Annotated in this window: 26 protein-coding genes and 1 riboswitch; of the genes, 12 read left to right on the plus strand and 14 right to left on the minus strand. The window is 41.7% G+C overall.

The annotated features are described in order from the left end of the window. From ligD to ABWY16_RS10485, 6 genes are all read left to right on the plus strand, one after another. Complete coding sequence (gene ligD, locus ABWY16_RS10460) at positions 1 to 3,072, plus strand: DNA ligase D (protein WP_502930994.1); 3,072 nt, start codon at positions 1 to 3, stop codon at positions 3,070 to 3,072. Positions 3,073 to 3,449: 377 nt separating this feature from the next. Then, positions 3,450 to 4,421: an aldo/keto reductase gene (locus ABWY16_RS10465; protein WP_353904590.1), complete on the plus strand. Its 972-nt coding sequence runs from the start codon at positions 3,450 to 3,452 to the stop codon at positions 4,419 to 4,421. Next, entirely contained in the window at positions 4,422 to 5,252 is an 831-nt protein-coding gene (locus tag ABWY16_RS10470; RefSeq protein ID WP_353904591.1) for a helix-turn-helix domain-containing protein, read from the plus strand. Positions 5,253 to 5,267: 15 nt separating this feature from the next. Next, entirely contained in the window at positions 5,268 to 5,831 is a 564-nt protein-coding gene (locus ABWY16_RS10475) for a Crp/Fnr family transcriptional regulator (protein ID WP_353904592.1), read from the plus strand. 74 nt (positions 5,832 to 5,905) lie between these two features. Continuing rightward, entirely contained in the window at positions 5,906 to 6,787 is an 882-nt protein-coding gene (locus ABWY16_RS10480; protein WP_353904593.1) for an NmrA family NAD(P)-binding protein, read from the plus strand. 115 nt (positions 6,788 to 6,902) lie between these two features. Beyond that, positions 6,903 to 7,619, plus strand: a complete 717-nt coding sequence (locus ABWY16_RS10485) for an alpha/beta fold hydrolase (RefSeq protein ID WP_353904594.1) — start codon at positions 6,903 to 6,905, stop codon at positions 7,617 to 7,619. Here the strand turns inward: ABWY16_RS10485 and ABWY16_RS10490 are convergent. The 3 genes from ABWY16_RS10490 to ABWY16_RS10500 form a co-directional block, all read right to left on the minus strand. Then, positions 7,520 to 8,482, minus strand: a complete 963-nt coding sequence (locus ABWY16_RS10490; protein WP_353904595.1) for a manganese catalase family protein — start codon at positions 8,480 to 8,482, stop codon at positions 7,520 to 7,522. The genes ABWY16_RS10485 and ABWY16_RS10490 overlap by 100 nt on opposite strands. Positions 8,483 to 8,570: 88 nt before the next feature. Next, positions 8,571 to 8,765, minus strand: a complete 195-nt coding sequence (locus tag ABWY16_RS10495; RefSeq protein ID WP_353904615.1) for an ATP-binding protein — start codon at positions 8,763 to 8,765, stop codon at positions 8,571 to 8,573. Further along, the gene (locus tag ABWY16_RS10500) at positions 8,766 to 9,242 is read right to left on the minus strand and encodes a histidine kinase dimerization/phospho-acceptor domain-containing protein (RefSeq protein WP_353904596.1); all 477 of its coding nucleotides are present in this window, start codon (positions 9,240 to 9,242) and stop codon (positions 8,766 to 8,768) included. Positions 9,243 to 9,618: 376 nt separating this feature from the next. Between ABWY16_RS10500 and ABWY16_RS10505 the strand changes: the two genes are divergently transcribed. Then, on the plus strand, positions 9,619 to 10,587 hold the full coding sequence (locus tag ABWY16_RS10505) for a TIGR03885 family FMN-dependent LLM class oxidoreductase (RefSeq protein WP_353904597.1): 969 nt from the start codon (positions 9,619 to 9,621) through the stop codon (positions 10,585 to 10,587). 172 nt (positions 10,588 to 10,759) lie between these two features. Further along, positions 10,760 to 11,407 carry a response regulator gene (locus ABWY16_RS10510; RefSeq protein ID WP_353904598.1) on the plus strand — a complete coding sequence of 216 codons (648 nt, stop codon included), beginning with the start codon at positions 10,760 to 10,762 and terminating at the stop codon, positions 11,405 to 11,407. A gap of 58 nt (positions 11,408 to 11,465) precedes the next feature. Here ABWY16_RS10510 and ABWY16_RS10515 read toward each other — a convergent pair whose 3' ends face one another. The 4 genes from ABWY16_RS10515 to ABWY16_RS10530 all read right to left on the minus strand — a co-directional run bounded on the left by ABWY16_RS10515 (position 11,466) and on the right by ABWY16_RS10530 (position 14,881). Continuing rightward, on the minus strand, positions 11,466 to 11,810 hold the full coding sequence (locus ABWY16_RS10515; protein ID WP_353904599.1) for a hypothetical protein: 345 nt from the start codon (positions 11,808 to 11,810) through the stop codon (positions 11,466 to 11,468). Between the two features lie 686 nt (positions 11,811 to 12,496). Continuing rightward, positions 12,497 to 12,673 carry a DUF3606 domain-containing protein gene (locus ABWY16_RS10520; RefSeq protein WP_353904600.1) on the minus strand — a complete coding sequence of 59 codons (177 nt, stop codon included), beginning with the start codon at positions 12,671 to 12,673 and terminating at the stop codon, positions 12,497 to 12,499. A gap of 146 nt (positions 12,674 to 12,819) precedes the next feature. Continuing rightward, positions 12,820 to 13,848 carry a methionine synthase gene (locus tag ABWY16_RS10525; protein WP_353904601.1) on the minus strand — a complete coding sequence of 343 codons (1,029 nt, stop codon included), beginning with the start codon at positions 13,846 to 13,848 and terminating at the stop codon, positions 12,820 to 12,822. A gap of 28 nt (positions 13,849 to 13,876) precedes the next feature. Then, positions 13,877 to 14,881, minus strand: coding sequence for a DUF1852 domain-containing protein (locus tag ABWY16_RS10530; protein WP_353904602.1), 1,005 nt, complete (start codon positions 14,879 to 14,881; stop codon positions 13,877 to 13,879). Positions 14,882 to 15,158: 277 nt separating this feature from the next. Beyond that, positions 15,159 to 15,342: riboswitch (cobalamin riboswitch) on the minus strand. Positions 15,343 to 15,505: 163 nt separating this feature from the next. Here ABWY16_RS10530 and ABWY16_RS10535 point away from each other — a divergent pair. Further along, complete coding sequence (locus ABWY16_RS10535) at positions 15,506 to 15,967, plus strand: Lrp/AsnC family transcriptional regulator (protein ID WP_353904603.1); 462 nt, start codon at positions 15,506 to 15,508, stop codon at positions 15,965 to 15,967. Positions 15,968 to 16,213: 246 nt separating this feature from the next. Here ABWY16_RS10535 and ABWY16_RS10540 read toward each other — a convergent pair whose 3' ends face one another. The 3 genes from ABWY16_RS10540 to ABWY16_RS10550 form a co-directional block, all read right to left on the minus strand. Then, a complete protein-coding gene (locus tag ABWY16_RS10540; protein WP_353904604.1) occupies positions 16,214 to 16,888 on the minus strand; it encodes a PAS domain-containing protein in 675 nt (224 codons plus the stop codon). Positions 16,889 to 17,007: 119 nt separating this feature from the next. Further along, on the minus strand, positions 17,008 to 18,132 hold the full coding sequence (locus ABWY16_RS10545) for a PAS domain-containing sensor histidine kinase (protein WP_353904605.1): 1,125 nt from the start codon (positions 18,130 to 18,132) through the stop codon (positions 17,008 to 17,010). A gap of 1 nt (position 18,133) precedes the next feature. After that, positions 18,134 to 18,829 carry an alpha/beta fold hydrolase gene (locus tag ABWY16_RS10550; RefSeq protein WP_353904606.1) on the minus strand — a complete coding sequence of 232 codons (696 nt, stop codon included), beginning with the start codon at positions 18,827 to 18,829 and terminating at the stop codon, positions 18,134 to 18,136. Positions 18,830 to 19,499: 670 nt separating this feature from the next. On the opposite strand from ABWY16_RS10550, the gene ABWY16_RS10555 reads away from it, so the two are divergent. Together ABWY16_RS10555 and ABWY16_RS10560 are read left to right on the plus strand one after the other, a co-directional pair. Continuing rightward, the gene (locus tag ABWY16_RS10555; protein WP_353904607.1) at positions 19,500 to 19,877 is read left to right on the plus strand and encodes a response regulator; all 378 of its coding nucleotides are present in this window, start codon (positions 19,500 to 19,502) and stop codon (positions 19,875 to 19,877) included. A gap of 162 nt (positions 19,878 to 20,039) precedes the next feature. Next, positions 20,040 to 20,729 carry a molybdopterin-binding protein gene (locus ABWY16_RS10560; RefSeq protein WP_353904608.1) on the plus strand — a complete coding sequence of 230 codons (690 nt, stop codon included), beginning with the start codon at positions 20,040 to 20,042 and terminating at the stop codon, positions 20,727 to 20,729. Here ABWY16_RS10560 and ABWY16_RS10565 read toward each other — a convergent pair whose 3' ends face one another. After that, on the minus strand, positions 20,730 to 21,146 hold the full coding sequence (locus tag ABWY16_RS10565) for a hypothetical protein (protein WP_353904609.1): 417 nt from the start codon (positions 21,144 to 21,146) through the stop codon (positions 20,730 to 20,732). It abuts the gene before it with no gap. Positions 21,147 to 21,360: 214 nt separating this feature from the next. Further along, positions 21,361 to 23,919, minus strand: a complete 2,559-nt coding sequence (locus ABWY16_RS10570; RefSeq protein ID WP_353904610.1) for a GAF domain-containing sensor histidine kinase — start codon at positions 23,917 to 23,919, stop codon at positions 21,361 to 21,363. 167 nt (positions 23,920 to 24,086) lie between these two features. On the opposite strand from ABWY16_RS10570, the gene ABWY16_RS10575 reads away from it, so the two are divergent. Further along, on the plus strand, positions 24,087 to 24,440 hold the full coding sequence (locus tag ABWY16_RS10575) for a response regulator transcription factor (protein ID WP_353904611.1): 354 nt from the start codon (positions 24,087 to 24,089) through the stop codon (positions 24,438 to 24,440). A 7-nt stretch (positions 24,441 to 24,447) separates the two neighbouring features. Here ABWY16_RS10575 and ABWY16_RS10580 read toward each other — a convergent pair whose 3' ends face one another. Next, a complete protein-coding gene (locus tag ABWY16_RS10580) occupies positions 24,448 to 24,810 on the minus strand; it encodes a response regulator transcription factor (RefSeq protein ID WP_353904612.1) in 363 nt (120 codons plus the stop codon). Continuing rightward, a partial coding sequence (locus ABWY16_RS10585) for an ATP-binding protein (RefSeq protein WP_353904613.1) occupies positions 24,800 to 26,227 on the minus strand: 1,428 nt, incomplete at its 5' end. The genes ABWY16_RS10585 and ABWY16_RS10580, both read right to left, overlap by 11 nt.

The raw sequence follows: 26,227 nt of genomic DNA on the forward strand, positions 1-26,227 counted from the left end.
ATCGGTGATTACAATATCATGCCAACCGATCTGGATACTTATAAACCGGAAAAATATAAAAACAATGCACTCTTCAGACCAGATGCACGTCATCTGTTCCAGGATTTGCTTGATGAAGGTTATATTGATGCTATACGTAAGCTTTATCCCGATGAACCTATATATACTTTCTGGGATTATCTGAGGAATGCTTATGGCAGGAACGCAGGCTTGCGACTGGATCATTTCCTCTTAAATGATATTGCCGCAGAGAGGCTAGATGCTGGAGATGTTGATAAACATGTTCGTGGCTGGGAGCATTCCAGTGATCACGCGCCGGTATGGATTACCTTAAATGATGAAGAGGAGAACGATGATGACGACGTAACGGAGAACACTAAAGATCATTCGAAAGATCCGGCGACTTCACAAAACCTTAAACAATATAACAAGAAGCGTGATTTTAACAAGACCGCTGAGCCCAAGGCGGGCAAGGCTGCCGATGAAGGGATGCTTCGTTTTGTTATCCAGAAACATGACGCTACCCGCCTGCATTATGATTTTCGCCTAGAAATGGATGGTGTGCTGAAAAGTTGGGCGGTACCCAAAGGGCCCTCTACGGATCCCAAGACAAAGCGGCTTGCAATGATGGTAGAAGATCATCCTTATGATTACCGTACATTTGAAGGCATTATCCCAAAAGGGGAATATGGTGGTGGCACTGTAATAGTGTGGGATGAGGGGACATACGAACCTATTGCAAAGATCAAAGGGAAAAAAGCTCAGGAAAAACACTTACTTGAACAGCTGGATGCAGGATCGGTGAAGATCATTTTGCATGGGCAAAAACTCAATGGCGAATTTGCTTTAGTCAAAACTCACGGAATGGGTGAAAACGGCTGGCTGCTGATCAAGCACAATGATGATTATGCATCGAACGATGATATTACCTTAAACGGCAGATCGGTACTTTCTCAAAAGACCATTGATGAAATGGAGAAAAGTTCCGTTTCAGAAAGCAGCGGGGATTATGCGGTAGCCAGAAATGATGGCCAGTTACCTAAGCTCTCTATGAGTGATTTGCAATTGCTTTTGGATCACGGAACAGATTCCAAAATACCTATAGGAATGAAGCCCATGCTTGCCACACTAACGGATAAACCCTTCGATAGTGATGACTGGGTGTATGAAATTAAATGGGATGGATACCGTGCCCTGGGATTTTGTCTTCACAACGGAGATGTACAACTGCTTTCCCGCAATAACAAACAATTCAATGAGAAATTCTTTCCCATTTATGAGATCCTCCAAAGCTGGAAAATGGATATCGTAGTCGACGGCGAAATCATAGTTATCAATGACAAGGGAGGTTCCAATTTTGGTGATCTGCAGAACTGGAACAGCGAAAAAGATGGAGAACTGGTTTACTATGTTTTTGATATGATTTGGTACGATGGAAAGGATCTGTCTGATCTCCCTCTTGTAGACCGTCAATCAATTCTTGCGTCGGTGCTGCCTCTGGATGATGACCGGATCAGATTGAGCAAGGTTTATAAATCTGAGGGAATAGAGTTTTTTAATGCAGCTTCCAAAATGGGGCTTGAAGGTATTATTGCCAAAAAGGCGGATAGTCTTTACAGCAAAAATAACCGTTCTGCAGAATGGCTTAAGATAAAAGCCAATAAAAGGCAGGAAGTAGTTATTGCGGGCTTTACCAGGAATGAGGACACATCAAAAATGTTCAGTTCTCTTCTTTTGGGTGTTTACGAGGATGGTGTACTTTACTATGTAGGTAAGGTGGGCACAGGCTTCAATGATCAGGATCAGAGAAGCATGATGAAACAGTTTAAACCACTGATCATCGATGACAGTCCGTTTTCAACTTTGCCAGATGTAAATAAACCTTCACGTTTCAGGCCGCATCCTCCAAAAGCGAAAGCTACCTGGCTGCGGCCCGAGCTTGTCTGTGAAGTCGCCTTTACTGAAGTAACCAGCGACGGCGTTTTTCGTCACCCTTCATTTAAAGGAATGCGTACCGATAAAAGTGCTTCTGAAGTAGTAAGGGAAGGGGCTGTCCCTGTTGGCGATATCGTGAACGCGACAAAAGATGTTACTGCGCAGGATACTGTGGAGGCAATTAGCGAACCACTAAAGGCTAAGAAAATGTTACTGAGTTCCAAAGCAGATACACAGCTGTGTACCGTTAATGGCCGTCAGTTAAAGTTTACTCACCTCAGCAAGCTATATTGGCCTGAGGATAAAATAAGCAAGCGTGAGATGTTTAATTACTATGATCAGGTAGCAGATTTTATTTTACCTTATCTGAAAGACAGACCTATGTCTTTGAACCGTTACCCTGGTGGTATTCATTCGCAGAGTTTTTACCAAAAGGATGTTAAGGATAAGGCGCCGGAATGGGCTGATACCTTTCCTTACACAAACAGTGATGGTGAGCGTAAAGAGTATTTGTTAGGCAATGATGAGGCTGCTCTGCTTTGGATGGCCTCATTGGGCTGTATTGAAATGAACCCATGGTTTTCCCGGAGCAAATCGCCGGATTATCCGGATTACTGTGTGGTTGACCTTGATCCTGATAAAAACACTTTTGATCAGGTTATCCAGGTGGCACAAATGGTGAAAGCGATATTGGATCAGATCGATGTACCTTGTTACCCAAAAACATCAGGATCTACCGGGATACATATTTATATTCCTTTGGATGCACAATATACTTACGAGCAGTCTCAAATGTTTGCCAAGATTATTGTAAACCTTATCCATGAGCAGGTGCCGGATTTTACCAGTCTGGAACGCATGATCTCTAACCGTAAGGGCAAAATGTATCTTGATTTTATGCAGAACAGGGCAGGTGCCACTATTGCAGGGCCTTACTCACTTCGTCCAAAGCCTGGAGCTACTGTTTCTATGCCCCTTAGCTGGGATGAACTGAAGCCTGGGTTAACTATGCGGGATTTTACGATCTATAATGCAGTAGACCGTCTAAAAGAAACAGGTGATCTTTTTAGAGGTGTTTTAGGCAAGGGCATTGATCTTTCTGTTGCAGTACAAAAAGCGAGAGAAATATTTGGTTAAGTACCGCATAATTAATGATATACTAAAAATGTATTTTGTCTGATAGGATAAAACAAATTACCTCGCCATCCAGCGAGGTAATTGTTAAATACAGTATCGCGCTCCAAACATAGGGCTCAAGCTAAAGTACAATATATTTCTTATAGACATAATTTATGTCATAAAAAGTGTTTATAAAGTGTAAATTATATACTGTTTTGTTGTATTTTTACAAATTATTGTATATTATTATTTTTTTAATGCATTTTCCTGCTACGCTCAAACTCTCCTAATCGAACGTATGTCTGTACCTGAATAAAATCTATTTGAGCCATATAAGCAAAACATTTGAACCTTACAGGAAACAATCATGTCTTCAGTTCGTTCATCTTTGTGCTATGACAAACATCACCAAAATTCAATTGGGCCAAAATGGTCCGCTCGTTTCTAAACTAGGTTTAGGATGCATGAGAATGTCTTCTATATGGGGTGGCCCTACACCCGATAGGGCAGAAAGCATTGCTACAATTCATGAAGCGCTTGATTGTGGTATCAATTTCTTAAACACCGGAGATTTTTACGGTGCCGGCCACAATGAAATGCTGATAGGCGAAGCAATTAGAGGAAGGCGGGATGATGCCTTCATCAGTGTGAAATTCGGTGCCATTTTCCATAATGGGCAATGGCTGGGTATGGAACTACGGCCTTTAGCTATCAAGAATTTCATAAACTACTCTCTGACTCGTCTGGGCATCGAAACAATAGATCTTTATCAGCCCAGCAGAATGGACAATAGCGTGCCGGTTGAAGATATCATTGGAACGATTGCAGACCTGGTTAAAGAAGGTAAAGTGCGTCACATAGGTGTATCTGAAATTACGGCCGACCAGCTCCGCAAGGCCAATAGCATCCATCCCATAACTGCACTTGAGATCGGCTATTCACTTGCCGAGCGTCAAATTGAGAACGAGCTGTTGCCTGTAGCAAAGGAATTAGGCATTGGCGTGGTTGCATTCGCAAATACAGCCGAAGGCTTGTTAACTGGTGAAATGAAAGCCCCGCTTGAAGCAAATGACTACCGTAACCATTTCCCGCGTTTTCAGGGTGAAAACCTGGTACATAACCTGGCGAAAGTAGAAGTTTTAAAGCAATTAGCCAACAACAAAGGCTACAGCCCAACTCAAATTGCCATTGCATGGGTAAAGGAACAAGGCACTAGTATCATGCCCTTAGTAAGTATGAGCCGCAGGTCGCGCTTACCAGAAAATATAGCAGCAATGGACATTGTATTTACGCCTGAAGAAATTAACACTTTAAACACTACTTTTACGGTAGGCGCCATTCTTGGCGGCACTTATTTGGAACGTTAAATGGACAGCCCAGCAGAAATACTTCCCGGCGTAATCTTTTATTCTTACTTCTCTACAGAGCGGAAAGAGAAAGTTTGTTTATGGAACCACCATACTTTGATCCTGCAAGTTTCGGGAAAACTTGTACTGGAGACTTCGGTGCAAAACATATCGATGACCGGAGGAGAATTGCTGCTGATCGGGCGAAATCAACTGGGTACAATAACCAAGACGCCCTTAACCGGGGGCAACTACGAGACCATTGTAATATCCCTGCAGGAAGACCTGTTGCGTAAGATCATACTGGAAGAAAAATACGGGGCAGATCGTAAATATATAGGTCCGCCAAATATTTTAATTCCATCCAATGAATTTCTGCGGGGATATTTTCAGTCCATTGTTCCATACGCAAGAAGCGCAGGATCTGAGATGACAGATGAAATGGGGATACTGAAGGTGAAAGAAGGTATTAAATTGCTATTGTTGGCAATGCCAGAACTTCGCAACTTTTTGTTCGACTTTTCGGAACCGTATAAAATAGATCTGGAGAGATTCATGCTCAGCAATTTCCGGTTCAATGTTCCTATTGAAAAATTTGCAATGCTGACAGGTCGCAGCCTGGCAACTTTTAAGCGTGATTTCCAAAAAATATTTGGATTACCGCCACGCCATTGGCTGCTGGAGAAGCGGCTAAATGCAGCAAAATATCTTATAGAAATGAAAAGCCAAAAACCCTCATCCTTTTACCTTGATCTCGGTTTTGAAAGTCTTTCCCACTTCTCATATTCGTTTAAGAAAAAGTTCGGTGTATCGCCTGGTGCAGTTAATTCTTGTCTTTCTTCGGTTGATTAAACTATATTGGATCAAATGAAAGAGCTTTCAGATTTTGTACAATCCCGAATTGCCATTAATCCTGCTGATCTGGAAGTGATCCTTTCCAGATTCAAAGAGAAAACGCTTAAAAAAGGACAGCTAATTCTAAAGCGTGGTCAGATTGCAAATCGATATTTCTATATAAAGTCTGGCGGTTTACGTTTTTTTTATGGCGAATTTGATGAACAGCTCACTGCCTGGATTGTATTCCAGGATGAATTCTTCACTGAAATATCCAGCCTGAGCACTCAAACCCCAACAAGGTTTAATATTGAGGCTATAGAAGAAACCCAACTGATATACATTGCGAAATCTGATATGGATGAACTTTACAAACAGTTCCCCTTATGGCAGGAGTTTGGAAGAATAACCTGGGAAGCAATGGCCGTCCGCAAAATTGATAAGATTATCAGCTTTCAAACCCTATCCGCAGAAGAGCGCTATTTAGATTTTTTAGCTAATTCTGAGCTTGTTAAGAGAATACCCGTTAAACAAATCGCGTCTTACCTGGGTATAACGCCTAATGCATTGAGCAGAATCAGAAAAAATATCAGGTAGTCCATTATCTACCAATTGGTAGTTTTGCCCTGAACATTCTCATTTACATTTGTCATATCTAAAAATGATGAAATATGGAGAACTTAATACTGGTAGCAGGTGCTACAGGTAATCTTGGACAGAAAATTTGCCGGGAACTGATTAAGAGAAATGTGAATGTAAGAGCAATTGTTCGCGAAAATGGCAATGCAGAAAATCTTGGAGTGCTCGAAAAAATGGGGGTGGAGATCTTGAAATTGGATTTCTCGAACCAGCAGCAATTGATTAGTGCATGTACTGGAGTATCCTGTGTTGTTTCTGCATTAGCAGGCCTTCGCGATGTCATTATTGATGTTCAGACTGAATTATTGGACGCAGCTATAGCTGCAGGTGTCCAACACTTTATTCCGTCAGATTTCTCATCCGACTTTACAGCAATGCCAGAAGGGGAGAACCGCAACTTTGATCTCAGAAAAGAATTTATGGAAAAGATTGATTCAAGCCGTATCATGGCTACTTCCATCTTTAATGGATGTTTTGCAGATATACTCCGCTACAATACCCCTTTGTTCAACGTACGGGATCAAACTATTGCGTATTTCGGGGATAAAGCAGATTGGAAAATAGATTTTACCACGATGGATGATACTGCAGCCTTTACAGCGTTAGTGGCATTGGATGATAAAGCGCCGAGATCTCTGAAGATTGCGAGCTTCAGTGTGAGCCCGAACGATCTGGTTCAGATAAGTGAACAAAGTAAAGGCAGTAGATTTAAGCTTGTGAAAATGGGTACTATGGAAGAATTTTCTGCTACTAACAAATTGCTTCGGGCTGCCGATCCTGCCGGAGAAAATACTCTCTACCCTAAATGGCAGCAGGCGCAATATCTTTATAGCATGTTCTTTGTTCATCACGGGACACTTGCTAATGATAGATATGAAGGCTTACAATGGTCAGTTGTAACAGAAAACATCTAATTCTACAATCATGTCTATCTAAAATAAAAACGATCTGTATCATTATAGTGATGAAGAGCTGATCAAAAAGTGGCCGGGCTTTGAAAGCAAGTATGCACAAGTAAATGGGATAAAATTGCACTATGTAGAAGGAGGAGAGGGCGAGCCGCTGATCTGCCTTCCAGGGTGGCCGCAAACGTGGTATTCTTTCCTTACCGTAGCGCCAGACCTTGCCAAACATTACAGGGTCTTTGTAATTGACATTCGCGGAATGGGCAGTTCGTCAAAGCCGGAATCTGGTTACGACAAAAAGACAATGGCGCAGGATATTTACGAATTTATCAACCTGCTTGGGCTGGGGTGTGTGAACGTTCTGGGGCACGATATTGGCGGTATGGTTGCTATGAGTCTTGCTTTCAATTATCCGGAGCTAATAGCAAAACTTATCATCATGGACGGTGCCCATCCAAGTGAAGGCATGATGCAGATGCCTCTGATTCCACAGAAGGGGACCTTCAATGCAAAAATGGATGGTAATGCTCCATATGCCTGGTGGATGGGATTTAATCAGGTGAAAGATTTGCCGGAAAAATTACTGGAAGGCCGGTTTCAATACTTGCTTGACTGGCTTTTCTCATACGTAATGATCGATGATTCAAAAATGCCGGCATTTGACAGAGCAGTATATAGCATGATAGAAAGCAAAGCAGACCCTGAAGATTACCTCAGGGTCTGTTCTCATTCAATATTACTTTATTTCTTTTTTTTAGCGCGTGGATTAGGACCTGCCTTAGCTTCCATGTCTTTTAAAGTTTTATCCTTAAATTCTGTAAAAGCGTCAGCTAATTTCTGAAGATCCGGATCTAGTCCCGGCGCAAATTCTTCTGGCCTTTCAGGCGCTGGAGGAATAGGATAAGAATTTTTTGGCTCTTTCAGTGTAACCAGTTCAGTACCATCGTTAGATGGAGAGCTGCCCTGAAATATCTTACCCATTTCTGAACCATCCAGCCTGAAAGTATACTGTTCACGGTTGATACCCGCGTCAATCAATTTTTTAACTTCAGGATATTGCGAAGAATCAAATTTGGGAATTGGCAGGATTTTGCCCCAGTTAACGCCTAATGTTTCCAGCGCTTTGGCAAAAGCCATTTCGTGAGCTTCATCCCTTGCAATCAGAAATGCAACAGTTGCCCTCAATGTCTTATTTGATGACATTTGATAGATCCTGCATTTTTGCAGCCTTCCGGTAGATTCAAGGACAAGATTATCCATCAGGTCAAGTACCAGATTACCATGGTTGTGAACGTAAGACCCGCTCCATGGATTTCCTGCTGCATCAACGGGTAATGCACCCTGTGCTCCGTGAATAAAATGGTGTGGATTTTTCTGGTCTTTGGCCATATCCATCACCGGGTCTCCGCCCTTGCCAGGTACGTCAAATTTTGAACCATGGTACTCCGGAGCACCATCCAGTAAACGGGAAATGGTTTTAGTAATCAGCTCAACGTGACTGATCTCTTCAATACCAATACCCTGAATAAGATCCAGGTAGGGGATACCATCACCGCGAAAGTTGAAACTCTGGAAGAGATACTGCATCATTGTACGCATCTCACCAAACTGTCCGCCCAGGCCTTCCTGTAACGCATTTGCTGCCGACGGATCTGGCTGATCGTCAACGATGGGATTGATTAAACTTTGAACATGATAAAACATAAGATAGAAGTTAGGTTTACAACTCAAGGTTTTATAAATTCCTTGCTGGCCCCTATAACTAGCTAAGCACTACATTGTTTAAACTTTTTTAAATTTCCCCGTTTGGGAGCTCAATGTAAAATATAGTGCCTGTGTTTTCTCCATTATCTGCAACTGTTACGAGTAGGGATGTATCCTGATCGGTTATCGTCAGCGCTATAGTTCCCCCATCATTAGTAAATTTCAAAGAATTGGAAAGAAGGTTATTCAGGATCTGGAAAAACTTATCCTCGTCAATTTCAATCTAAATCTTGTCCATATTGCTACTGAGAGTGAAATTTTTCCTGAGCTCAACCTCGCTGTTGTCATATTCATCCATCATGACCTGCATTTTACTGACAAGCTCAATTCTTTTTTTAACCAGCTTTACACCAAAGCTTTCTATAAATTCCTGATTGATAAAATTACGGATGAGGTCAATACACTTTTTGCTGGTTCGATTGATCAGACTTAAGTATTGTCGAACCCTCTGTTCACCTGGAAATGTTTCCGGATCAGTAAGCAAACTGGAAACTGATTGAATAATACCAATAGGACCCATTAAATCATGCGAGATGATATTTAAAATGGAGTTCTTTTTCTTATTATGCTCATTTAGAACATTGAGGTAATCCCTCATTGCAGTCGGATTTTCTGCATCGCAACCGATGACGTGCTGTCCGGAGGCTGTTACCGCTAAAATAGCATTTAACTTGTAATACCTGATTTCTTCATTGATCAACAGCCGGCACTGAAGATCTGGGATGTTTTCACCTGATTTGCAAGCCTGAAAACTGAGCCTAACATACTCTAAATCTTCAGCGTGAATATAGGATGCTAATAAAGCAGGATTTGTAACCTAACCAAAACATTAATCAAATGCAGGATTTGAATAAATAATTGTGCTGGTAAATAAATTAATCATTTACCAGCACCCTTTTTATATGTTTCTATCAATTACAAGTATAAGTACTTATCTATATAACACATATTTCGAATAAACATCCTCAGAAAAATCAAAATAGCGTATATGGGACATAAACATAAATGTCTTAGAGGAGTTATAGCCATTCCTCCGCTGCTTTATAAATTATCTGCGGATTTACAAAAAAACTAATATGGAAGCTATCAGTAAAATTGGTTATCATGCATCCCATGAGCAGTTTAGTCCCTCAGTTTTGATTGACTTTGTTAAGCAAGCAGAAAGTGCCGGTTTTGAAGCTATCAACTGCTCAGATCACTTTCATCCATGGAGCGAAGAGCAGGGGCACAGTGGTTTTACTTTTGCCTGGCTGGGTGCCGCAATGCAAGCCACAAGCCTGCCATTTGGATCTGTATGTGCTCCGGGCCAGCGTTATCATCCTGCAATAGTAGCACAGGCTATCGCTACACTTGCAGATATGTTTCCGGGGCGGTATTCGATTTCCCTGGGGAGCGGTGAAGCAGTGAATGAATGTATCAACGGAGAAAAATGGCCTGGTAAGCAAGAGCGTAATGACCGGCTTAAATCGAGTTTTGAGGTGATCCGCAAGTTGCTTAAGGGTGAGACGGTTACTGAGCACAAAACCATTCATGTGGAAAACGCAAAGTTATATACGCTGCCCGAAACTCAGCCGCAACTATTTGGGGCAGCTGTTACAAAAGAAACAGCGGGATGGATGGGCAGCTGGGTAGATGGTTTGATCACTGTTAGCAGGTCACATGCTGAGTTGAAGGAGGTTATAGATGCCTTCAGGGCTGGAGGTGGCGAGGGAAAACCTATTTATCTAAAGGTGCAGCTTTCTTATGCCGCTACTGAAGAGGAAGCTCTGTCAGGAGCGTATGACCAATGGAAAAATAATGTGCTTCCCAGTAACCTACTTTCTGATCTGCAAAAGGTAAGTCATTTCACCTCAGCTGCCTCGTTTGTAAAGCCTGAAGATTTGAAAAATATGGTGAATATTTCTTCTGATCCGCAACGACACTTGGACTGGATTGGAGAATATCAATCGCTGGGTTTCGATAAAATATTTTTGCACAATGTAAATAGGGGCCAGCAGTTTTTTATAAGCGAGTTTGGTGAGAAGGTATTACCTTTTCTGAAATAGGTATTAGCTATAGAGCTTCTTACTACTATGCGGTGCAGCACCAGCAGGTCTTCGTTTATTTTAAGTAAGCGCGATTTATTCTTATCAAACCAATATTCTGAAACAATTACGTTCACTCAAGTGTACCTACGGCGGTGTTGTACAAACTTAACAGAACGTAAAAGAAAGAAATATGATAAACTTATTGATCGCGGATGACCATGCCGTTGTTAGACACGGTGTGAAACTGATTTTAGAGTCAAATTCTACGTTTAATATTGTTGGAGAGGCCAGTTCAGGAAAACAAGTACTTCATCTGCTGCTAGATGGGGTAATGCCTGATATCATCATTACAGATTATCTGATGCCAGACATGGACGGGATAGAACTAACCAAAATTCTGAGAGACAAATACCCAAGTGTCAAGGTTATTTTTTTGTCGATGGTAGAGGAAAGAAATATCGTTGCAGAGGCTTTTCGTTATGGTGCTGTAGGTTTTTTGCTGAAGGATGTTAAACCCCTGGAGCTGAATTTCGCAGTTGAGCATGTATTCCATAATGAGCATTATATCAGCTCTGCTATCACAGTTGATTTATTGGAGAGGTCATTATTATTGGCCATTCCAGTTAGCGTACCTAATAAAGAATTTAATCTGAACTCCAGGGAAGCCGAGATCCTTGAATTGATTTCAGAAGGCTTATCAAATAAGGAGATTTCGGACAGACTGTATATCAGTAAGAGGACAGTTGAGGGTCATAGAATGTCTTTGATGAGTAAGATAGGAAGTAAAAATACAGCGTCTCTGGTCAAGTCGGCTATGCGCAGCGGCCTGCTTAGTTAATACTTTCGCTACCTTCTTGTAAGCGCAGGGGGGGCAGCGAAAGTTTGTTAGGTTATTATCAATACATTTCGGGGCCAAACAGATCGACCGTTTTGTCGCCGACTATAGCATTTCCCAGACGCTGAAGATCATCACCATCCAGTTTAATGTTTGGCTCGCCTACGGTTTCCCAACTTCCCAATGATGAGTGTTTTATAACAATATCGTATACAAGATCTGCAACTGGTAAATCACCAATACCGAAAGAATCTTCGTCGCTCAAAATACAGCCAAACTTATCCTTTTCAATTTCCTCCACTGTAACATGTGTAAGCAAATTATTCTTTTCAAACTGTGTTCTAAATATTCCCATGGTCGTATATGATTTAATGTGCTGTTCTGCCAGTACTGGTTTAAAGAACATGTAAATGCAAAGTCTGTTTGTCCGGCACTACGTGTTTACTATAAGATTAGTACGGTTTTTTATAGGTAGTTATAGTGTATGAATACCGCAAAATGGATAAACTACCTGAACTTTACCTGCAGGCTTATTAAGCAAAACAAATAGTGCTTTAGCTTGTCGTGTGTCTATTCTCTAACCAAATTTTGCTATGACAACATTTTCTCTTACCGTACAGAGTGATAATTATACTGTACTCCATCATCCTTGTATCAGCAACTTTGTTATTATCCGCCACCAGACTGCAGAATACATGATGATGAAAATGTCAGGTGGCAAATGGAGGTGCTTAAATGACAATCCCTTCTGCAGTTATATTCCAGCGGATACGATAAATCATCTGTTGATGCAGAATTTGGAGAGTAGTAAAATTTTACTGGATAGTAATCAGGGAGGATGATGTTTAACAGGTATTTCAAAAATATGATATGAAACAACTAATAATTGTAATGTTATTTTTCACTTTAGCTTCTTCTGGCTGTGGTTGGAGCAATCTCAATGGCTACGCAAATAGCAATAGCAATAGCAAAAAACTCAAAAGTAAGCCTGTCATTAAAGATAGCGTGCGGCGTCGTGATAATGGTAGTTACGAAAATAAAAGGCCCCGACTGTAGACAGTCAGGGCCTTTTAAGCATCCTCCATTAAAGGATTATTTATTTAATTCTTTTTTAACAGCCGCTCTGGAAGAACCAACCTTGCCGATTGCATCGCGAACTTCCTTCGGTGATACACCAAATTCTTTAGCCGCATATTCTACCTCACTTGCATCATGGCTATCAATTTTACTATCATCTCTTCCATCTTGTTTATTCTTACTGTCTGACATAGGTTTTATGTTTAGTGTATTGCTTTAACACGGCTGGTCCATAGAGGTTTTTAAAAAATTGTTTCGTTTAGATGAATGAATGCGAAAAGGCCTTGTTAGCACACGTCTTTCACTATGGCAGCGAGGATGAATTGCTATAATTGGAACTAAACCGCAAACTCTTTGCGTATGATTTCTGCTCCTGCGCTTAAAGCATCTAACTTACTACTTGCCACGTTTCGGGATAAAGGAGCCATACCACAATTTGTGCTGGGGTAAAGGTTTTCGATATCTACAAACGCAAGCGTTTTACGTAGGGTATCAGCTACTTCTTCGGGTGTTTCGATCGTGTTAGATGCCACATCAATTGCACCAACCATTACTTTTTTCCCGCGAACGAGTTCAATTAAATCTAAGGGCACGTTTGAGTTGTGGCATTCTAAGGACACGATATCAATATTAGAAGCTTGAATTTTAGGGAAAATTTCTTCGTACTGGCGCCACTCTGAGCCCAATGTCTTTTTCCAATCATTATTGGCTTTTATTCCATAACCGTAGCAAACGTGTACAGCGGTTTCGCAGTGTAAGCCTTCAATGGCTCTTTCTAAGGCTGCCATTCCCCAATCGTTCACTTCATCGAAAAAAACATTAAACGCAGGTTCATCGAACTGTATAATATCTATCCCAGCTTCTTGCAGTTCTTTTGCTTCTTCATTCAGTAGTTTCGCAAATTCCCAAGCCAATTTTTCTCTGCTGAAGTAATGGGCATCGTACAAGGTATCAACCATGGTCATCGGTCCTGGTAACGCCCATTTTAAGGGCTTATCTGTCAGTTTACGTAAAAATTTAGCATCCTCAACAAAAACTGCTTTTTCCCGTGCAAGCTCACCTACGACCATTGGCACACTTGCATCATAACGGTCACGGATCTTTACGACCCTACGGTTTTCAAAATCTACACCAGTTAAATGCTCAATAAAAGTGGTTACGAAATGCTGGCGTGTTTGCTCACCATCACTAATGATATCTATCCCTGCCAATTGCTGACCCTGCAATGAGATACGCAAAGCATCTTGTTTCCCTTCTACTAACTGATCACCTTCTAGTTTCCAGGGTGACCATAGTTTTTCGGGTGCTGCGAGCCAGGCAGGTTTGGGTAAGCTTCCCACAATTGAGGTAGGCAATAATTTTTTCATAATAAAATAGTTTTAATGTGTTGTATAATCAAAGAGCGAAATTGGCAGACCACTGTTCTAATATTCTTTTATAGGGCTTAATAAAATTCTCATCGGCGAACTTACCTTGTTCAACAGCGAGCCGGCTGCGCTCTTCGCGGTCATAATCCACACGAGTCAATGAATAATCTTCGTGTTTAAGACTAGGTTTATAGATTTTCCCAGCCACTGAATTTGCATTGTAAATTTCGGGTCGATAAATCTTCTGGAAAGTCTCCATCGTGCTGATTGAGCTGATTAGTCCAAGATCAGTATAATCAGCAATTAAATCTCCGGAATGATAAAAAGCCATCGGTGCAGCACTGTTCAAAGGCATGAAAAACCGAACCTTTAAGCCCATCTTAGAGAAATATTCATCAGTAATAGAATATTGATCCTGCAGATACTCAAAACCCAGAACCGGATGCTGATACTCAGTGCGAGTATAAGTTTTATTACTCGATACGCTTAGGCAAATGACTGGTGACATCTTGAAGTGCTTTTTATAGGTGACTGAACTCACAAAGCACTTATAAAGTTGTCCGTGCAAATCACCAAAATCGTCAGGAATACAAAACGTAGGTTTATCCTTGTTGTACTCGATCAATGAAATACTAAAGTCATAATCACGTACATAAGAAGAGAAATTATTTCCGGCAATACCTTCGATATGCTGGTTAGTCTTACGATCAAAAATATTCGTTTTTAAAACTTCAATCATCGGCAGATTGTTAATACCATTTTCACCCTCAATACCCATCGTTACTGTGACGATTTCAAGTTCTACCCTGTAACGATCATTTTTTGGATTATCCAAATAAGCCAGTGCATTGAATCGATTGTTAATCATATTCAATGCATTCCTTAAGTTTTGTTGGCGATTAGCTCCTCTAGCCAAGTTTGCAAAATTGGTTGTCAGACGCGTTTGACTTGAAGGGTGATAATTTTCATCTAAACAAGTGGACTTTAGTGTGAACACAAAGTCAATCTTGTTTATGTTTTGGGTGTTTTCCATGTATTTCTTTTTGTTTACTCTAGAATCTTTTGATCTGATCGCCTTCAGTTTTTTAGCTGTCTTTGGCTACCGATGCGCATGTAATCCAGATTTTGGGTTAGTATGTTGTTAACTTTTTAAATGGTTAAATGATCATTAAAAAAGTTCCTGGCTATTCCGGATACGTCAGGTAAAAAAGATCTAAGGGGGAGATAGTATACAATTAGGCACAATTGACCCATGAGGGATCGCACCTTTGAGCTATACAATCTGACCAATAACCTCTTTACGCGGAAGCATCGTCAATTCAGTTAAGGCAGGTATCCTGACTTTGTAACGGCTTATACCGGCCTTCCCGCTTGCGCAGTGACCATTATTGGTGAAGCCTTTGTGTGTTACTTACAGTTGCGCGACAGCTCGTGATTTGCACACGATTCCCTATTAATTCACCATTAAGTAAAACCTTTCCCGATTGCTGAAAAAAGCAAAGAACCATGAGTTTTAAACTCTGGTCAAAGTTACATAAACAGTTATTAAAGCTGTAATGAGATGGAAACTTCGGCTGAAATCACTTTTAATACATACTTTATTGAATTTTTATCCGGTTTTCAAGTAATTTAGCGTCAATTACAAGTGATTTATGCTATGGAAAAATTGGATGAGATCGATCTGAAACTATTAAAGATATTAGGCAATGACTCAAGTCATACCATTAAAGAGCTCGCAGCGAAAGTAAATTTGACGCCATCTCCAGTTGTGCAGCGTGTCAAACGCCTGGAAACTGCCGGATATATCAGAAAATACATCGCCTTGCTTGACCCAGAGAAATTCAACCAGGGTTTTATTGTGTTTTGTAATATCCGGCTTAAACAGCACGACCGGAAAATAGGTCACCGCTTTGTAGAGGATATTCTGAAGATCGATGAGGTGGTAGAGTGTTATAATATCTCTGGCGATTATGATTTTTTTTTAAAAGTGTTTGCCAGGGACATGAAGCACTATCAAGATTTTGTGTTTAATAAACTAGGTTCGGTGGAGAGCATCGGAAGTACGCATAGTACTTTCGTGATGGCCGAGATCAAAAACACACACAATATCAGTTTTTAATAACGGCGGAAGTGTACCTGACGAAGCCCCAAGGCAATGTGCAACGGCAAACGCTAATTCATTCAATTCGGATAGCGGTTTTTAATTTGGAGAAGTATGCCCGCCAAATAACTTCCTGGTGGCTTTTTATAAAGGAAGTACATCACTAAAATAAAAATGCCCAGGCTCAATATCATCAGTTTACAAATGGCCGATCAGGCATAAGTAATCCAAATTGATCTGTCTGCAAAGCTGATGTAGGATTTTTTAAGAACGCACCGCAATAACACAAACTGCATTTACAACTTGGGTGCCGTTACGTAAAGGAGTATAAGTGTACATAATATCATCTTGTTTACAGGAATAAGAAATCCCATTATGAAATACATGTTGCAGTGCGGCTATATCCATTTTGTTGCTGCCTTGCCACAGATCGAGCATACATTTATTGACAGCTTCGAGTTTGAATTCAGCATCGCGATAAATGCACATTGCTACAGGCGCTGACATGACAAGTGCGCGAAGATCACGCTTGTACTGTACGGTATTAAGTTTATTCATTTCGCGTTCGCACACATCTGTTGCAATCACCAGAACCGCGGTTGAACGTGTACCGTCTGAACTGTGAATGGGTATGTAACTGTAATCCATAAAAACAGATTCATTTTTTTTCCTTCTGTTGAGCAACACGCGTGCCCCATATTCTTTATGAACTTTTCCTGTTGTAAGTACTTTATTTAATAGCATGGGATATTCCTGATCAACCAGCTCAGGCAAAACTTCAAGTAATGGAGTACCATTAATCGATGGAGGTCTGTGCCAGAGTTCCAGCATTGACTGATTTACAAGGTCTATGGTCAGATTTGAGGAATCTAAAATCGCAGCAGCAACGTGCAAGTCTTCAAAAAGGGTATAGTAATTCTGGAGGGCGTTATTTAACATTACAGGTTTAATTGGTGACGTAATATGTCAATCTGGGAGATTTAATGCAATAATTATTCCTTCAGGCTATATTAATTACAGCTAAATGTGGGATGACAGTGTATTGAGAAGGTATTATCTTAGAAAAGCGGCATTTGGAAAGTGAAACGTGTTTCATCTACTGTAGAATACGCCGATAGAGTTCCATTATGTGCACGGGCTATTTGAGATGCAATATATAATCCCAGACCTAAACCTTGCTGACTTGGAGCACTGGTTTCTCTTTTAAAAGGTTCAAATAAGGTTTCCAGGGCATCGCCCGGTATTGGCTTGCCACCATTAAAAACAGTAAGCTCAAAAGAATTAGACACGATTTTTGCCGCAACCTTTACAGGTTCGTCCGCTGAACCATGTGTTAATGCATTTGCGACAAGGTTTGACAACAATTGTGAAATACGGTCTGGATCGCAGGTGATGGCATCATTAACCTCAAAATCTACAGTAACGGCTCTTTCAGGAAAAATAGCCCGTAGCTCTTCTGTAACATGTAAAATTACTGGTTTTAAGAAGACTTCTTTTAAATCAAGTGATAAACCGCCCCCTAAACGAACCCTTGCAAAATCCATTACATTAGCTATCAGTTCTTCCATCCTCAGGCTGCTGTTTTTTATCATGTCAACGATCAACTTATCACGGTCTGATAAAGCAGAGCGCGTTAAGAGCGAGGCTCCGGATTTTATTGCCCCTAAAGGGTTTCTTAAATCATGCCCTAAAACCGCTATAAATTGCTCTCTTAAAGTGGCAAATTCGCGTTCCTTTTGTAAGGTTTGTTCTGCGTCATTAATAGCAAGACGTAAGTTCTCTTCATAAACCTTTCGCTCAGTAGCCTTATAAACATTCAAACGTATAAACAGGGGATTGTTGTTCTCATCATTTCGAACATACCCATTTAGAAGAACCTGCAGTTTACTTCCATCTTTTAACAACAGTTCTGCAGCGACTTCCTCAAAAGATCCGTGCAGCTTTAATAAGGGCGATAAATGAGTTTCATAAAACATCCTGCTGCCCACAGCCAGTAAGCTGGTGATACGTTTACCAATGAGTTCTTCGGTACTATAACCCAACCATTCCAGTAATTTGGAGTTTATTCTGATCATCTCACCCCGCGGATTTGTTGAGATATAGCCAGATAGTGAATGTTCAAGAAAGTCTTCAAAATTTTGCTCCAGGTTTGCGTCATTCAGGTTTTTTGAATCTGTCGGCATATTATAAATAAGCTTTGATGGCTAATATAGTTTCTTCAGGGGCACTTAAATGGGGGCAATGGCCAGTTGCTTCCAAAATCACAAGTTCACTGCCGGCTATTTTCCTATGGATGTATTCTCCAACTTCAACAGGAGCAATAATATCATTTGAACATTGAATGATTAATGCGGGTGTAGTACATGCACTCAAAACGCTCCTGCTGTCGGACATAAATGTGACACGGGCAAACTGCTGTGCAATGGCAGGGTCAGTACGGCAAAAACTCGCCGATAATTCCTCTGTCAGTTCAGCTCTTTCGGGATTGGCCATAATCATGGGAGCCATAGTCATTGACCAGCCCATATGATTTGTTTTTAACGAATCCAAAAGTTCTTCAACCTCGCTTTTACTGAATCCGCCGACATACTCCCCGTCATTGATGTAAGATGCTGATGGACCAACTAAAATGAGTTTTTTAAATAAATGCGGAGCCCGTTCGGCTGCAAGCAGTCCCATCATAGCACTAACTGAGTGCCCAACAAAAATGATATCTTCTAAACTCAGTTCATTTGCAATACCGATAATATCGTCTGCGTACCCATTTAAATCATTATACTTTTCTGAATCATAAGCCTTCAAGTCAGATTTTCCCGCGCCGACATGATCAAATAAAATAATTTGATGAGAGTCTTCAAACGCTGGGGTAAAAACCTCCACATATTCTGGTCGCAGCCAAAACCATGGGCAAACAGCATAGGAGTTTTGCCATTCCCTTTGATGGTTATGTTGTTTCTTGCAAGTACATTCATTAAAGTTCAGTTTATTAATATGATTAATTAGCTTATAATTGTGAGCTTTACTATGTAAACAGTTTTGTGTACCAATTACTGCAAAAATACACTTATTTGTTTAAACATATTCAGATCTTATGAAGCATAATAGAAATACAAGTGCCTATCTGATTTTAACATTTGTTACGCTAACTGGCAAAGGGCTATATAATACATATTTTGCTAAACATTTGATTTAGCACCGTATTAAGCTATCAATTTGAAATACGAGGAGCATCTGTTTCAGTCCAGCTCTCGTTTATATGTTAGCGGTAAATCACAAGCTATTGGAAAAAGATGGAGGAAAGGTATTAACAGATTTTAGCAAAGCAGCCGGCATGCCGTATTTTACTGCTCATATTGATAGTTTGTTCAGCAACTTAATTACAAATGCAATCAAATGCCGAAATCTGACTGTTCCTTTGGTCATTGAGATCGGCAGCCGGCAGGAGCTGGAATATACGGTCCACAGTATAAATGATAATGGGAGCAGGGATCAGGAACAGAATTTAAAATTTATCTTAAATCGCAGAGTTAAACAAATTAGCAATTACACTATGGAAAGCCTTAATAAAAAAGTAATCATTTTTGATGATGATGAAGATATCCTTTCGATCTGTACCTACATTTTAGAGGAGCAGAACTGGCAGGTACAAACCTATACGGATACAAAAGACATCGTTGAACGTGTTGCCAGCTTTAAGCCTGCAATCATTTTCATGGATAACTGGATACCCGATGAAGGTGGTATAGTTGCTACCCAAATACTGAAAGGCAATGCTGATGTTAAGAATACACCGGTAATTTATTTTTCAGCAAATACTGATATTGAAAGCCTGGCAGCCAAGGCAGGGGCAAACGCCTATCTGGCCAAACCATTTGAACTGGATGACCTGGAAATTGTGATTCAAAGGGTTTTACAGCAGCCCGGGTAAATTTAATCCTATTTACGGACCTCCGCGCTGTGCTCAAAAAATTTACAACTCCTAAAAAGTTTTGTTTAACGATGAATCATGCCTGTTGAACGATTTGGAAATTTTATTCAGTAACTGGAATTTAAATTTATACCAGTTGACCGATTAACACCACAAAACGTCATGATTTCAATTAAAGAAGCAAAACTTATCATACTGGAGCATTCAAGGAAAGTTCCTTTTGAACCAATTCCCCTGGCAATGGCACTGGGATCTACACTGGCAACGGATCTATATCCCCATCACCCCACCATTGGTTATACGCGGGGTTCTGAACTTACGGATGATGCAATAGGGTATCTTTCCACATTGGGCCTCACAGAAGTACAGGTATTCCGTCAGCCTACTGTAGGTATCATTGTAGCAGCCAAAGACCTGCTTCCACCAGGAAAGGCCGGAGCATACGGCAAAGTACTGGAATCTAATTCCTATGCGCTTACCGCTGCTTTAAAACAGAACAACATCACGAGAATCAACTTTTACAATGCCCAGGACACAGTGGAAGGCATGACAGCAGTACTGCGCGAAGCCTTAAAGGCAAATGATGTATTAATCCTCACCTGTGGTATGACTGTTGGCTGTTACGGCTTTGTAATCAGCGCAGCAGAGCAGGCTGGAATCAGGCAGATTTTTAACAAGGTACGCCAAAAGCCTGGCAGGCCCCTGTACTTTGGAGAGACTGATCATCAGGTGGTCTTTGGGCTGCCTGGTAACTATGCAACAGTATTAAATAATTTTTATGCCTATGTGTTGCCTGCAATACAAAAGCTGAGCAATTTTAAATCCTTAATAAAGAAAAGCAGGCAGGTTTAACTAATTTTCCCTGATATCTACCTGATCTGAACTGTCATTTACATAGGCTACCACGGTTTCGGGCAGGTAGGGGGATACGATCTTACTGATCCCGTTTTCTGCTTTTACGCTGTATTCTTTGTCAATGTGTCCAGCAAGTGAAATGTCGCGCACAAACTGTGTACGTTCAATATTATTCCTGTCCAGATAAGTAAATGCGAAGCAGGTATAAATATTTTTTAGGCCCTGGCATTTGGAAGTGAGGTGGTAATGAATACTGTCAGTACTGTTTTTACAGTAACTCACATAGATTCTGCCCCCATTCATTTCGGTAACCATTACGGGTGCTGTCCATTTTTTTTTGGTTTGTGACTGCGCGTTGAAACCCAGCAAAAGTACTGCTGAAAAGAGGAAGCTGAAATAAATTTTGTTGATCATGATCTGTTAATTAGTTCATGGTAAAATTACGTTCAGAACTAACTGGGAAAAATCCCCGATAGTGGTGAAAGCCTTATGCGGCTGCGTTTGAAAGAGGGGGCAAATAAAAAGGGAGCATCCCCTAAGATACTCCCCTGATATTTTTCACAGATAGATATTCTACCCTAAACAGAGATTGTGCCAGAATCTGCTGATCTGAAATAATATTATGTTTTTACAGGGATGAATGGTTTATGGGAAGGCTAAAATGAAAGACTGCGCCCTCACCTGGCTGACTGTCTACCCAGATCTTACCGTTATGGCGCTGGATGATCTCCGCACAAAGATATAAGCCTATACCAAAGCCCGAAATGTTCTGTGCACTGGCATTGTCTACCCTGTAAAAGCGGTCGAACAGCCTTTCAGCATCAGCAGAGCTAATACCCATGCCCTCATCTTTGACGCTGACCTGTACCCATCCATTTACCTCTTTACAGCCGATTTCAATAGTTTTGCCCTGCGGAGAATACTTTACGGCATTGGTAAGAAAGTTATTGAGCACCTGACCGATCTTTTCCTGATCAGCATGGATGCTCATGTCACAGCTGGGATTAAAGATAAATTCGTACCCGGCACTGATCATTTCAATTTCCTCAATAGTTTCCCTGAGCAACTGGTTAAGTACAAAATCCTGTTTCTGCAACTGTATCTTCCCTGATTCAAGGCGGGATACATTCAGAAAGCCATTGATCATGGCGGTCATCTTAGTGATCTGTATATTTCCCTTTGCAATAGCCCCGGCGGTGAAACCATCGGAATTATTCCTGTTTTTTGCACCCAGCAACTGCATGTATCCTTTTAAGGACGTTAGTGGTGTTTTTAGTTCATGGCTGACCATGGCAATGAAATCATTCTTGCGGATTTCATCCTGCTTTTGTTCGGTGATCTCCATGACTACGCCGGAAAAGTGGTGCAGCTTTCCGTTCTGGTCCTGATCCAATTTGCCAATGGCCCTCAGCCAGCGGTTTTTCTGATCGTGCAGGCCGGTAACCTTAAATTCTACACTGAGAGGTTCGCCTTTGGTGACCGTTTTATCTACGGCATCGATAACAGCATCCTTACTGTCAGGGTGGATCCTCTCCAGAATAGCCGCATAGTTCATGGTTTCATCGCCCCTGTAGCCAAATAGAGCTTTCATCGTAACCGAAGGATTAAATTCTGCTTTTTTAAGATCAATAAACCAGGTGCCGATATGGGCAGATTCTACTGAGAAACGCAGCATTTCTTCTGCGCGCTGCAGTTTCTGTTGGCTTCTGATCTGCTCTGTTACCTCTGCAACTACCTGCAGAACACCTGTTATGATCCCGTTTTCAAGTAATGGGGTGTAAGTGATATTAAAAAATCCTGTAGCTTTTTTACCTTCCCGCTTAACTTCAACCGGAACTTCAAATCCGTAATACGGCCTGCCGGAATAATACACTTTGTACAGGGTATCAAACACGGCCTGACCAGCAATTTCGGGTAACCCGCTGAGCAAAGGCATGCCGATGATTTCCTTGCCCCGGTCTATCAGTGTATGCATTGCAGCATTCACAACATCAAATACTAAGGCATCCCCACGCAGGACCATCATGGCTACAGGAGATTGTTCTATCATATTGCGGAAACGCTGCTCGCTCATCTCCATCTCCAGGGATACTACCTGAAGGTGATGGTAAGTTTCAGTCAGTTCCTCATTTGTAGTTAACATTTCTTCATTTGCCGCTGCAAGCTCCTCATTGGTTGCAGCAAGTTCTTCCACTGTGCTGCTCAACTCTTCGTTGAGGGTCTGCAGTTCTTCTTCACTCTCTTCAAGCAGTTTGCGGGAGATTACCCTTTCTGTAATATCTGCTACGGTAGCCATAACAGAATCAACATTATTTGCTGCATCAAAGAGAGGGGCATACTGGAAACCTACGTATAATTTCCTGCTGCCAGCAGCCGAGGCGATTTCAACTTCAACTTCTGGCATGGCAATCGTTTTGCCGGTAACGAATATCTCGGCCAGCATTTCAGGAAAAGGCTGGTCGATCAGTTCCGGAAACACATCCAGAATGCGCCTGCCAAGTGTCTGGCTGGCATCACGGTTCCAGATCTCGTACATCTGTGCATTGGCAATCTCAATAACCAGTTCTTTGCCCTTAAGGATAGTCATCCCCACCGGGGCAGACATGACCATATTGTGAAGACGCTGTGCATTAAGAGAGGAGAGGGCAGTCTGCTCAAGATGTTTTTCTGTTTCTTCAAGGGCCAGTAGGCGCAGTTCAATCTCGTCCATCACAATTCTGGCCAGACCAGCCAGGATAGTCCTGTCATGTTCAGTAAAAGTTCTGGGATTTTTATCGATGACACACAAGGTGCCAATCAGCATACCGTCATGTGTAATGATTGGCGCACCTGCATAAAACTGCAGGCCAAATTCACCTGCAACCAATGGGTTGGCAAGCAGGCAGGGTTCTATCCGGGCATCCTCAAAAACTGTAACTTCAGGATCAAGCACGGCGAGTGAGCACAGGCTTTTGCCCCTTGATGCAGATTTGACATTACCCATGCCAACATTGGCTTTGAAATAAACTTCTTCGCTATCTACTAAAGAGATTAAAGAAATTGGCAGTCCAAAAATGCGGGCAGCTAATTTTGCAACATGATCAAAAGCATGTTCTGCCGGGCTGCCGAGAATCTTATATCGTTTTAGCGCTTCAATACGTTCCTGTTCATTTTCTGGAATGATGTTCTTTCCAAAAGTATTATCCATATATCCGATCTTAAGAGGCTTTAAATTGTGAATTACCTGCTAATATACTGGCTTAATTATTAAACCTATCAGTGTTTTTCTAAATGTTTTATATTGGTTTAATGTGTTATTTTTATTTAACTTTAGTGGCTGCTGTTCAAACACCAGATAATTAATTTTCAACTATTATGAGCTTAAAACTACTGGTTGTGGAAGATGATGAAGGCATCAGGGAGATGCTGAACATCGTTTTGACTTATGAAGGGTATGATGTAGTCATGGGTAAGGATGGCAGCGTCCTGGACGACCTGGAGACCATTAAGCCTGATATCATTTTTCTTGATGAGTGGCTCTGCAACGAAAAAGGAAGTGATCTGTGCAGGAAGCTGAAAGCAGATCCCCGCACCTCCACAATACCGGTAATTCTTTTATCTGCACTGATGTCTGTTGAACAGTTTTCTATACAGGCAGGGGCCGATGGGTTTATCAGAAAACCGTTTGACCTGGAAGAACTCACTGCAGTAATCAACAGATACGCTTAAGGATTGATCAGTTACCAATCAGTTTAGCCACTTTTTCAAGCAGATCGTCCATATCAAATGGTTTGGCCAAAAAATCGTTTGCCCCGCTGGCCAGGGCAGACTCTTTAATATCCCTGCCTGCAGAAATCATCAATACCGGAATATCCAGGGTGGCAGGATCGGCTTTCAGCATTCTGCAGACATCCCTGCCATCAATACCAGACATCCATATATCCAGCAAAACAAGGTCGGGCCGGTTCAGTACATCATTTTGTACAGTAGCCCCGTTGAGGGTGTGGCGTACTTCATAACCAGCCATCTCGAGCATCATTGCGGTGGCATCTACAATTGCCTCATCATCGTCTGCGATGAATATTTTTTTAACTTCCATTTTTATCTTGATTATGCAGGGGCAGGCTAAAGCAAAATGTTGATCCTTTGCCTTCTGCAGAGTTTACCCAGATGTTTCCGTTTAAATGTTTAATGATTTGTGAGGAGATATATAATCCCAAGCCCAGACCGGGGAAAGTATGCTCCCGGGAGCCGCTTACTCGGTAGAACTGTTCGAATATCCTGTGCTGCTGATCAGCCTTGATCCCGATGCCAAAATCCTGGACACAAAGCTGCACCTCATCGTCATTTCCAGAAGTAGAAATAATGATGTAGCTGGAATCCGGTGAATATTTGATGGCGTTGGTGAGCAGGTTTATGATCACCTGGTATATCCGTTCTTTATCGCCAGTAATCTCCCGGTCAAAATGCAGCTCTTTCCGGATCTCATGGTGAAGGGCGGTACGCTGTACTTCTTCGGTCACTTCTTCAACCATCTGGTTAAAGCTGAATCTGGAACTACTGAGCTGCAGCCGCCCGGTATTGATCTTGGTTACTTCGAGCAGGTCGCCGATCAGGGTATTCAGCCGGTTCACCTGGCTGTCCATCTTGGCCAGCAGACCGGCATTTTTTGTGTCGCCGGCACGCCTGAACATCATTTCCATGACCTGTGCATAGGCTTTGATGCTGGTAACCGGGGTTTTGAGCTCATGACTGGCTACACCAAGGAAGTTGTCTTTCTGTTGCTCCAGTTCTTTCTGATCTGTAATATCGATATTGGAGCCATACCACTTGATGATACGGTCATGCTCGTCTTTGAGTGCTATGGCACGTACCATCCACCAGCGGTAGGCACCAAATTTATCCAGTAGCCTGAATTCGATCTGGTAAGGAACGCCGCTTTTTAAGCTGGTACGCCAGGCCGCCCATGCACGTTTTTCATCATCAGGATGGATGGTTTCTGCCCATCCGTTACCCAGGGCCCTTTGGATGGGTAACGGGCTTTTTTCCTGCCAGCGCTGGTTAATGTAGTCCAGCTGCCCCTGTGGGTCGCTGGTCCATACCACAACAGGTACCGAGTTGGCCAGAAACTCAAGTTCGCGGATAGCAATCTGCAGCTGAGTATTTTTGTAGTCCAGTGCTTTGCCGGCTTTTACTTCGGGACGTAAATCGCGTGCTATGCCCGCAATGGCAACAGGTGTATTGGTAATATCCTCGCGGATGATAAATAATTGTTTGTGGATGGGGATGATTTCGCCCGTTTGCTGGTGTACGAGCTCCAGGGGACCAGACCATTTGCCGGTAAGGAGCAGCTGCGGCATAATCACTTCCCTGATGGCTTCGGCAGACTTTGCTGAATGGTACTGGTATAGATTGCTGGAAGTCATCCGTTTTTTGTCCATACCGATCAGTTTGAGTCCGGCAGCATTCAGGTAAATGGTATTACCATTGATATCACAGTAGTTGCAGAAATCTTC

It is taken from the genome of Pedobacter sp., from assembly GCF_040513095.1.
In the GTDB taxonomy this organism is placed as follows: domain Bacteria; phylum Bacteroidota; class Bacteroidia; order Sphingobacteriales; family Sphingobacteriaceae; genus Pedobacter.

Excerpts from the sequence above, each read along its gene's own strand:
- ABWY16_RS10465 (WP_353904590.1), top strand. The coding sequence starts at position 3,450 with ATGACAAACATCACCAAAATTCAATTGGGCCAAAATGGTCCGCTCGTT.
- ABWY16_RS10470 (WP_353904591.1), top strand. The coding sequence starts at position 4,422 with ATGGACAGCCCAGCAGAAATACTTCCCGGCGTAATCTTTTATTCTTAC.
- ABWY16_RS10475 (WP_353904592.1), top strand. The coding sequence starts at position 5,268 with ATGAAAGAGCTTTCAGATTTTGTACAATCCCGAATTGCCATTAATCCT.
- ABWY16_RS10480 (WP_353904593.1), top strand. The coding sequence starts at position 5,906 with ATGGAGAACTTAATACTGGTAGCAGGTGCTACAGGTAATCTTGGACAG.
- ABWY16_RS10490 (WP_353904595.1), bottom strand. The coding sequence starts at position 8,482 with ATGTTTTATCATGTTCAAAGTTTAATCAATCCCATCGTTGACGATCAG.
- ABWY16_RS10505 (WP_353904597.1), top strand. The coding sequence starts at position 9,619 with ATGGAAGCTATCAGTAAAATTGGTTATCATGCATCCCATGAGCAGTTT.
- ABWY16_RS10510 (WP_353904598.1), top strand. The coding sequence starts at position 10,760 with ATGATAAACTTATTGATCGCGGATGACCATGCCGTTGTTAGACACGGT.
- ABWY16_RS10515 (WP_353904599.1), bottom strand. The coding sequence starts at position 11,810 with ATGTTCTTTAAACCAGTACTGGCAGAACAGCACATTAAATCATATACG.
- ABWY16_RS10520 (WP_353904600.1), bottom strand. The coding sequence starts at position 12,673 with ATGTCAGACAGTAAGAATAAACAAGATGGAAGAGATGATAGTAAAATT.
- ABWY16_RS10525 (WP_353904601.1), bottom strand. The coding sequence starts at position 13,848 with ATGAAAAAATTATTGCCTACCTCAATTGTGGGAAGCTTACCCAAACCT.
- ABWY16_RS10530 (WP_353904602.1), bottom strand. The coding sequence starts at position 14,881 with ATGGAAAACACCCAAAACATAAACAAGATTGACTTTGTGTTCACACTA.
- ABWY16_RS10535 (WP_353904603.1), top strand. The coding sequence starts at position 15,506 with ATGGAAAAATTGGATGAGATCGATCTGAAACTATTAAAGATATTAGGC.
- ABWY16_RS10540 (WP_353904604.1), bottom strand. The coding sequence starts at position 16,888 with ATGTTAAATAACGCCCTCCAGAATTACTATACCCTTTTTGAAGACTTG.
- ABWY16_RS10545 (WP_353904605.1), bottom strand. The coding sequence starts at position 18,132 with ATGCCGACAGATTCAAAAAACCTGAATGACGCAAACCTGGAGCAAAAT.
- ABWY16_RS10555 (WP_353904607.1), top strand. The coding sequence starts at position 19,500 with ATGGAAAGCCTTAATAAAAAAGTAATCATTTTTGATGATGATGAAGAT.
- ABWY16_RS10560 (WP_353904608.1), top strand. The coding sequence starts at position 20,040 with ATGATTTCAATTAAAGAAGCAAAACTTATCATACTGGAGCATTCAAGG.
- ABWY16_RS10565 (WP_353904609.1), bottom strand. The coding sequence starts at position 21,146 with ATGATCAACAAAATTTATTTCAGCTTCCTCTTTTCAGCAGTACTTTTG.
- ABWY16_RS10570 (WP_353904610.1), bottom strand. The coding sequence starts at position 23,919 with ATGGATAATACTTTTGGAAAGAACATCATTCCAGAAAATGAACAGGAA.
- ABWY16_RS10575 (WP_353904611.1), top strand. The coding sequence starts at position 24,087 with ATGAGCTTAAAACTACTGGTTGTGGAAGATGATGAAGGCATCAGGGAG.
- ABWY16_RS10580 (WP_353904612.1), bottom strand. The coding sequence starts at position 24,810 with ATGGAAGTTAAAAAAATATTCATCGCAGACGATGATGAGGCAATTGTA.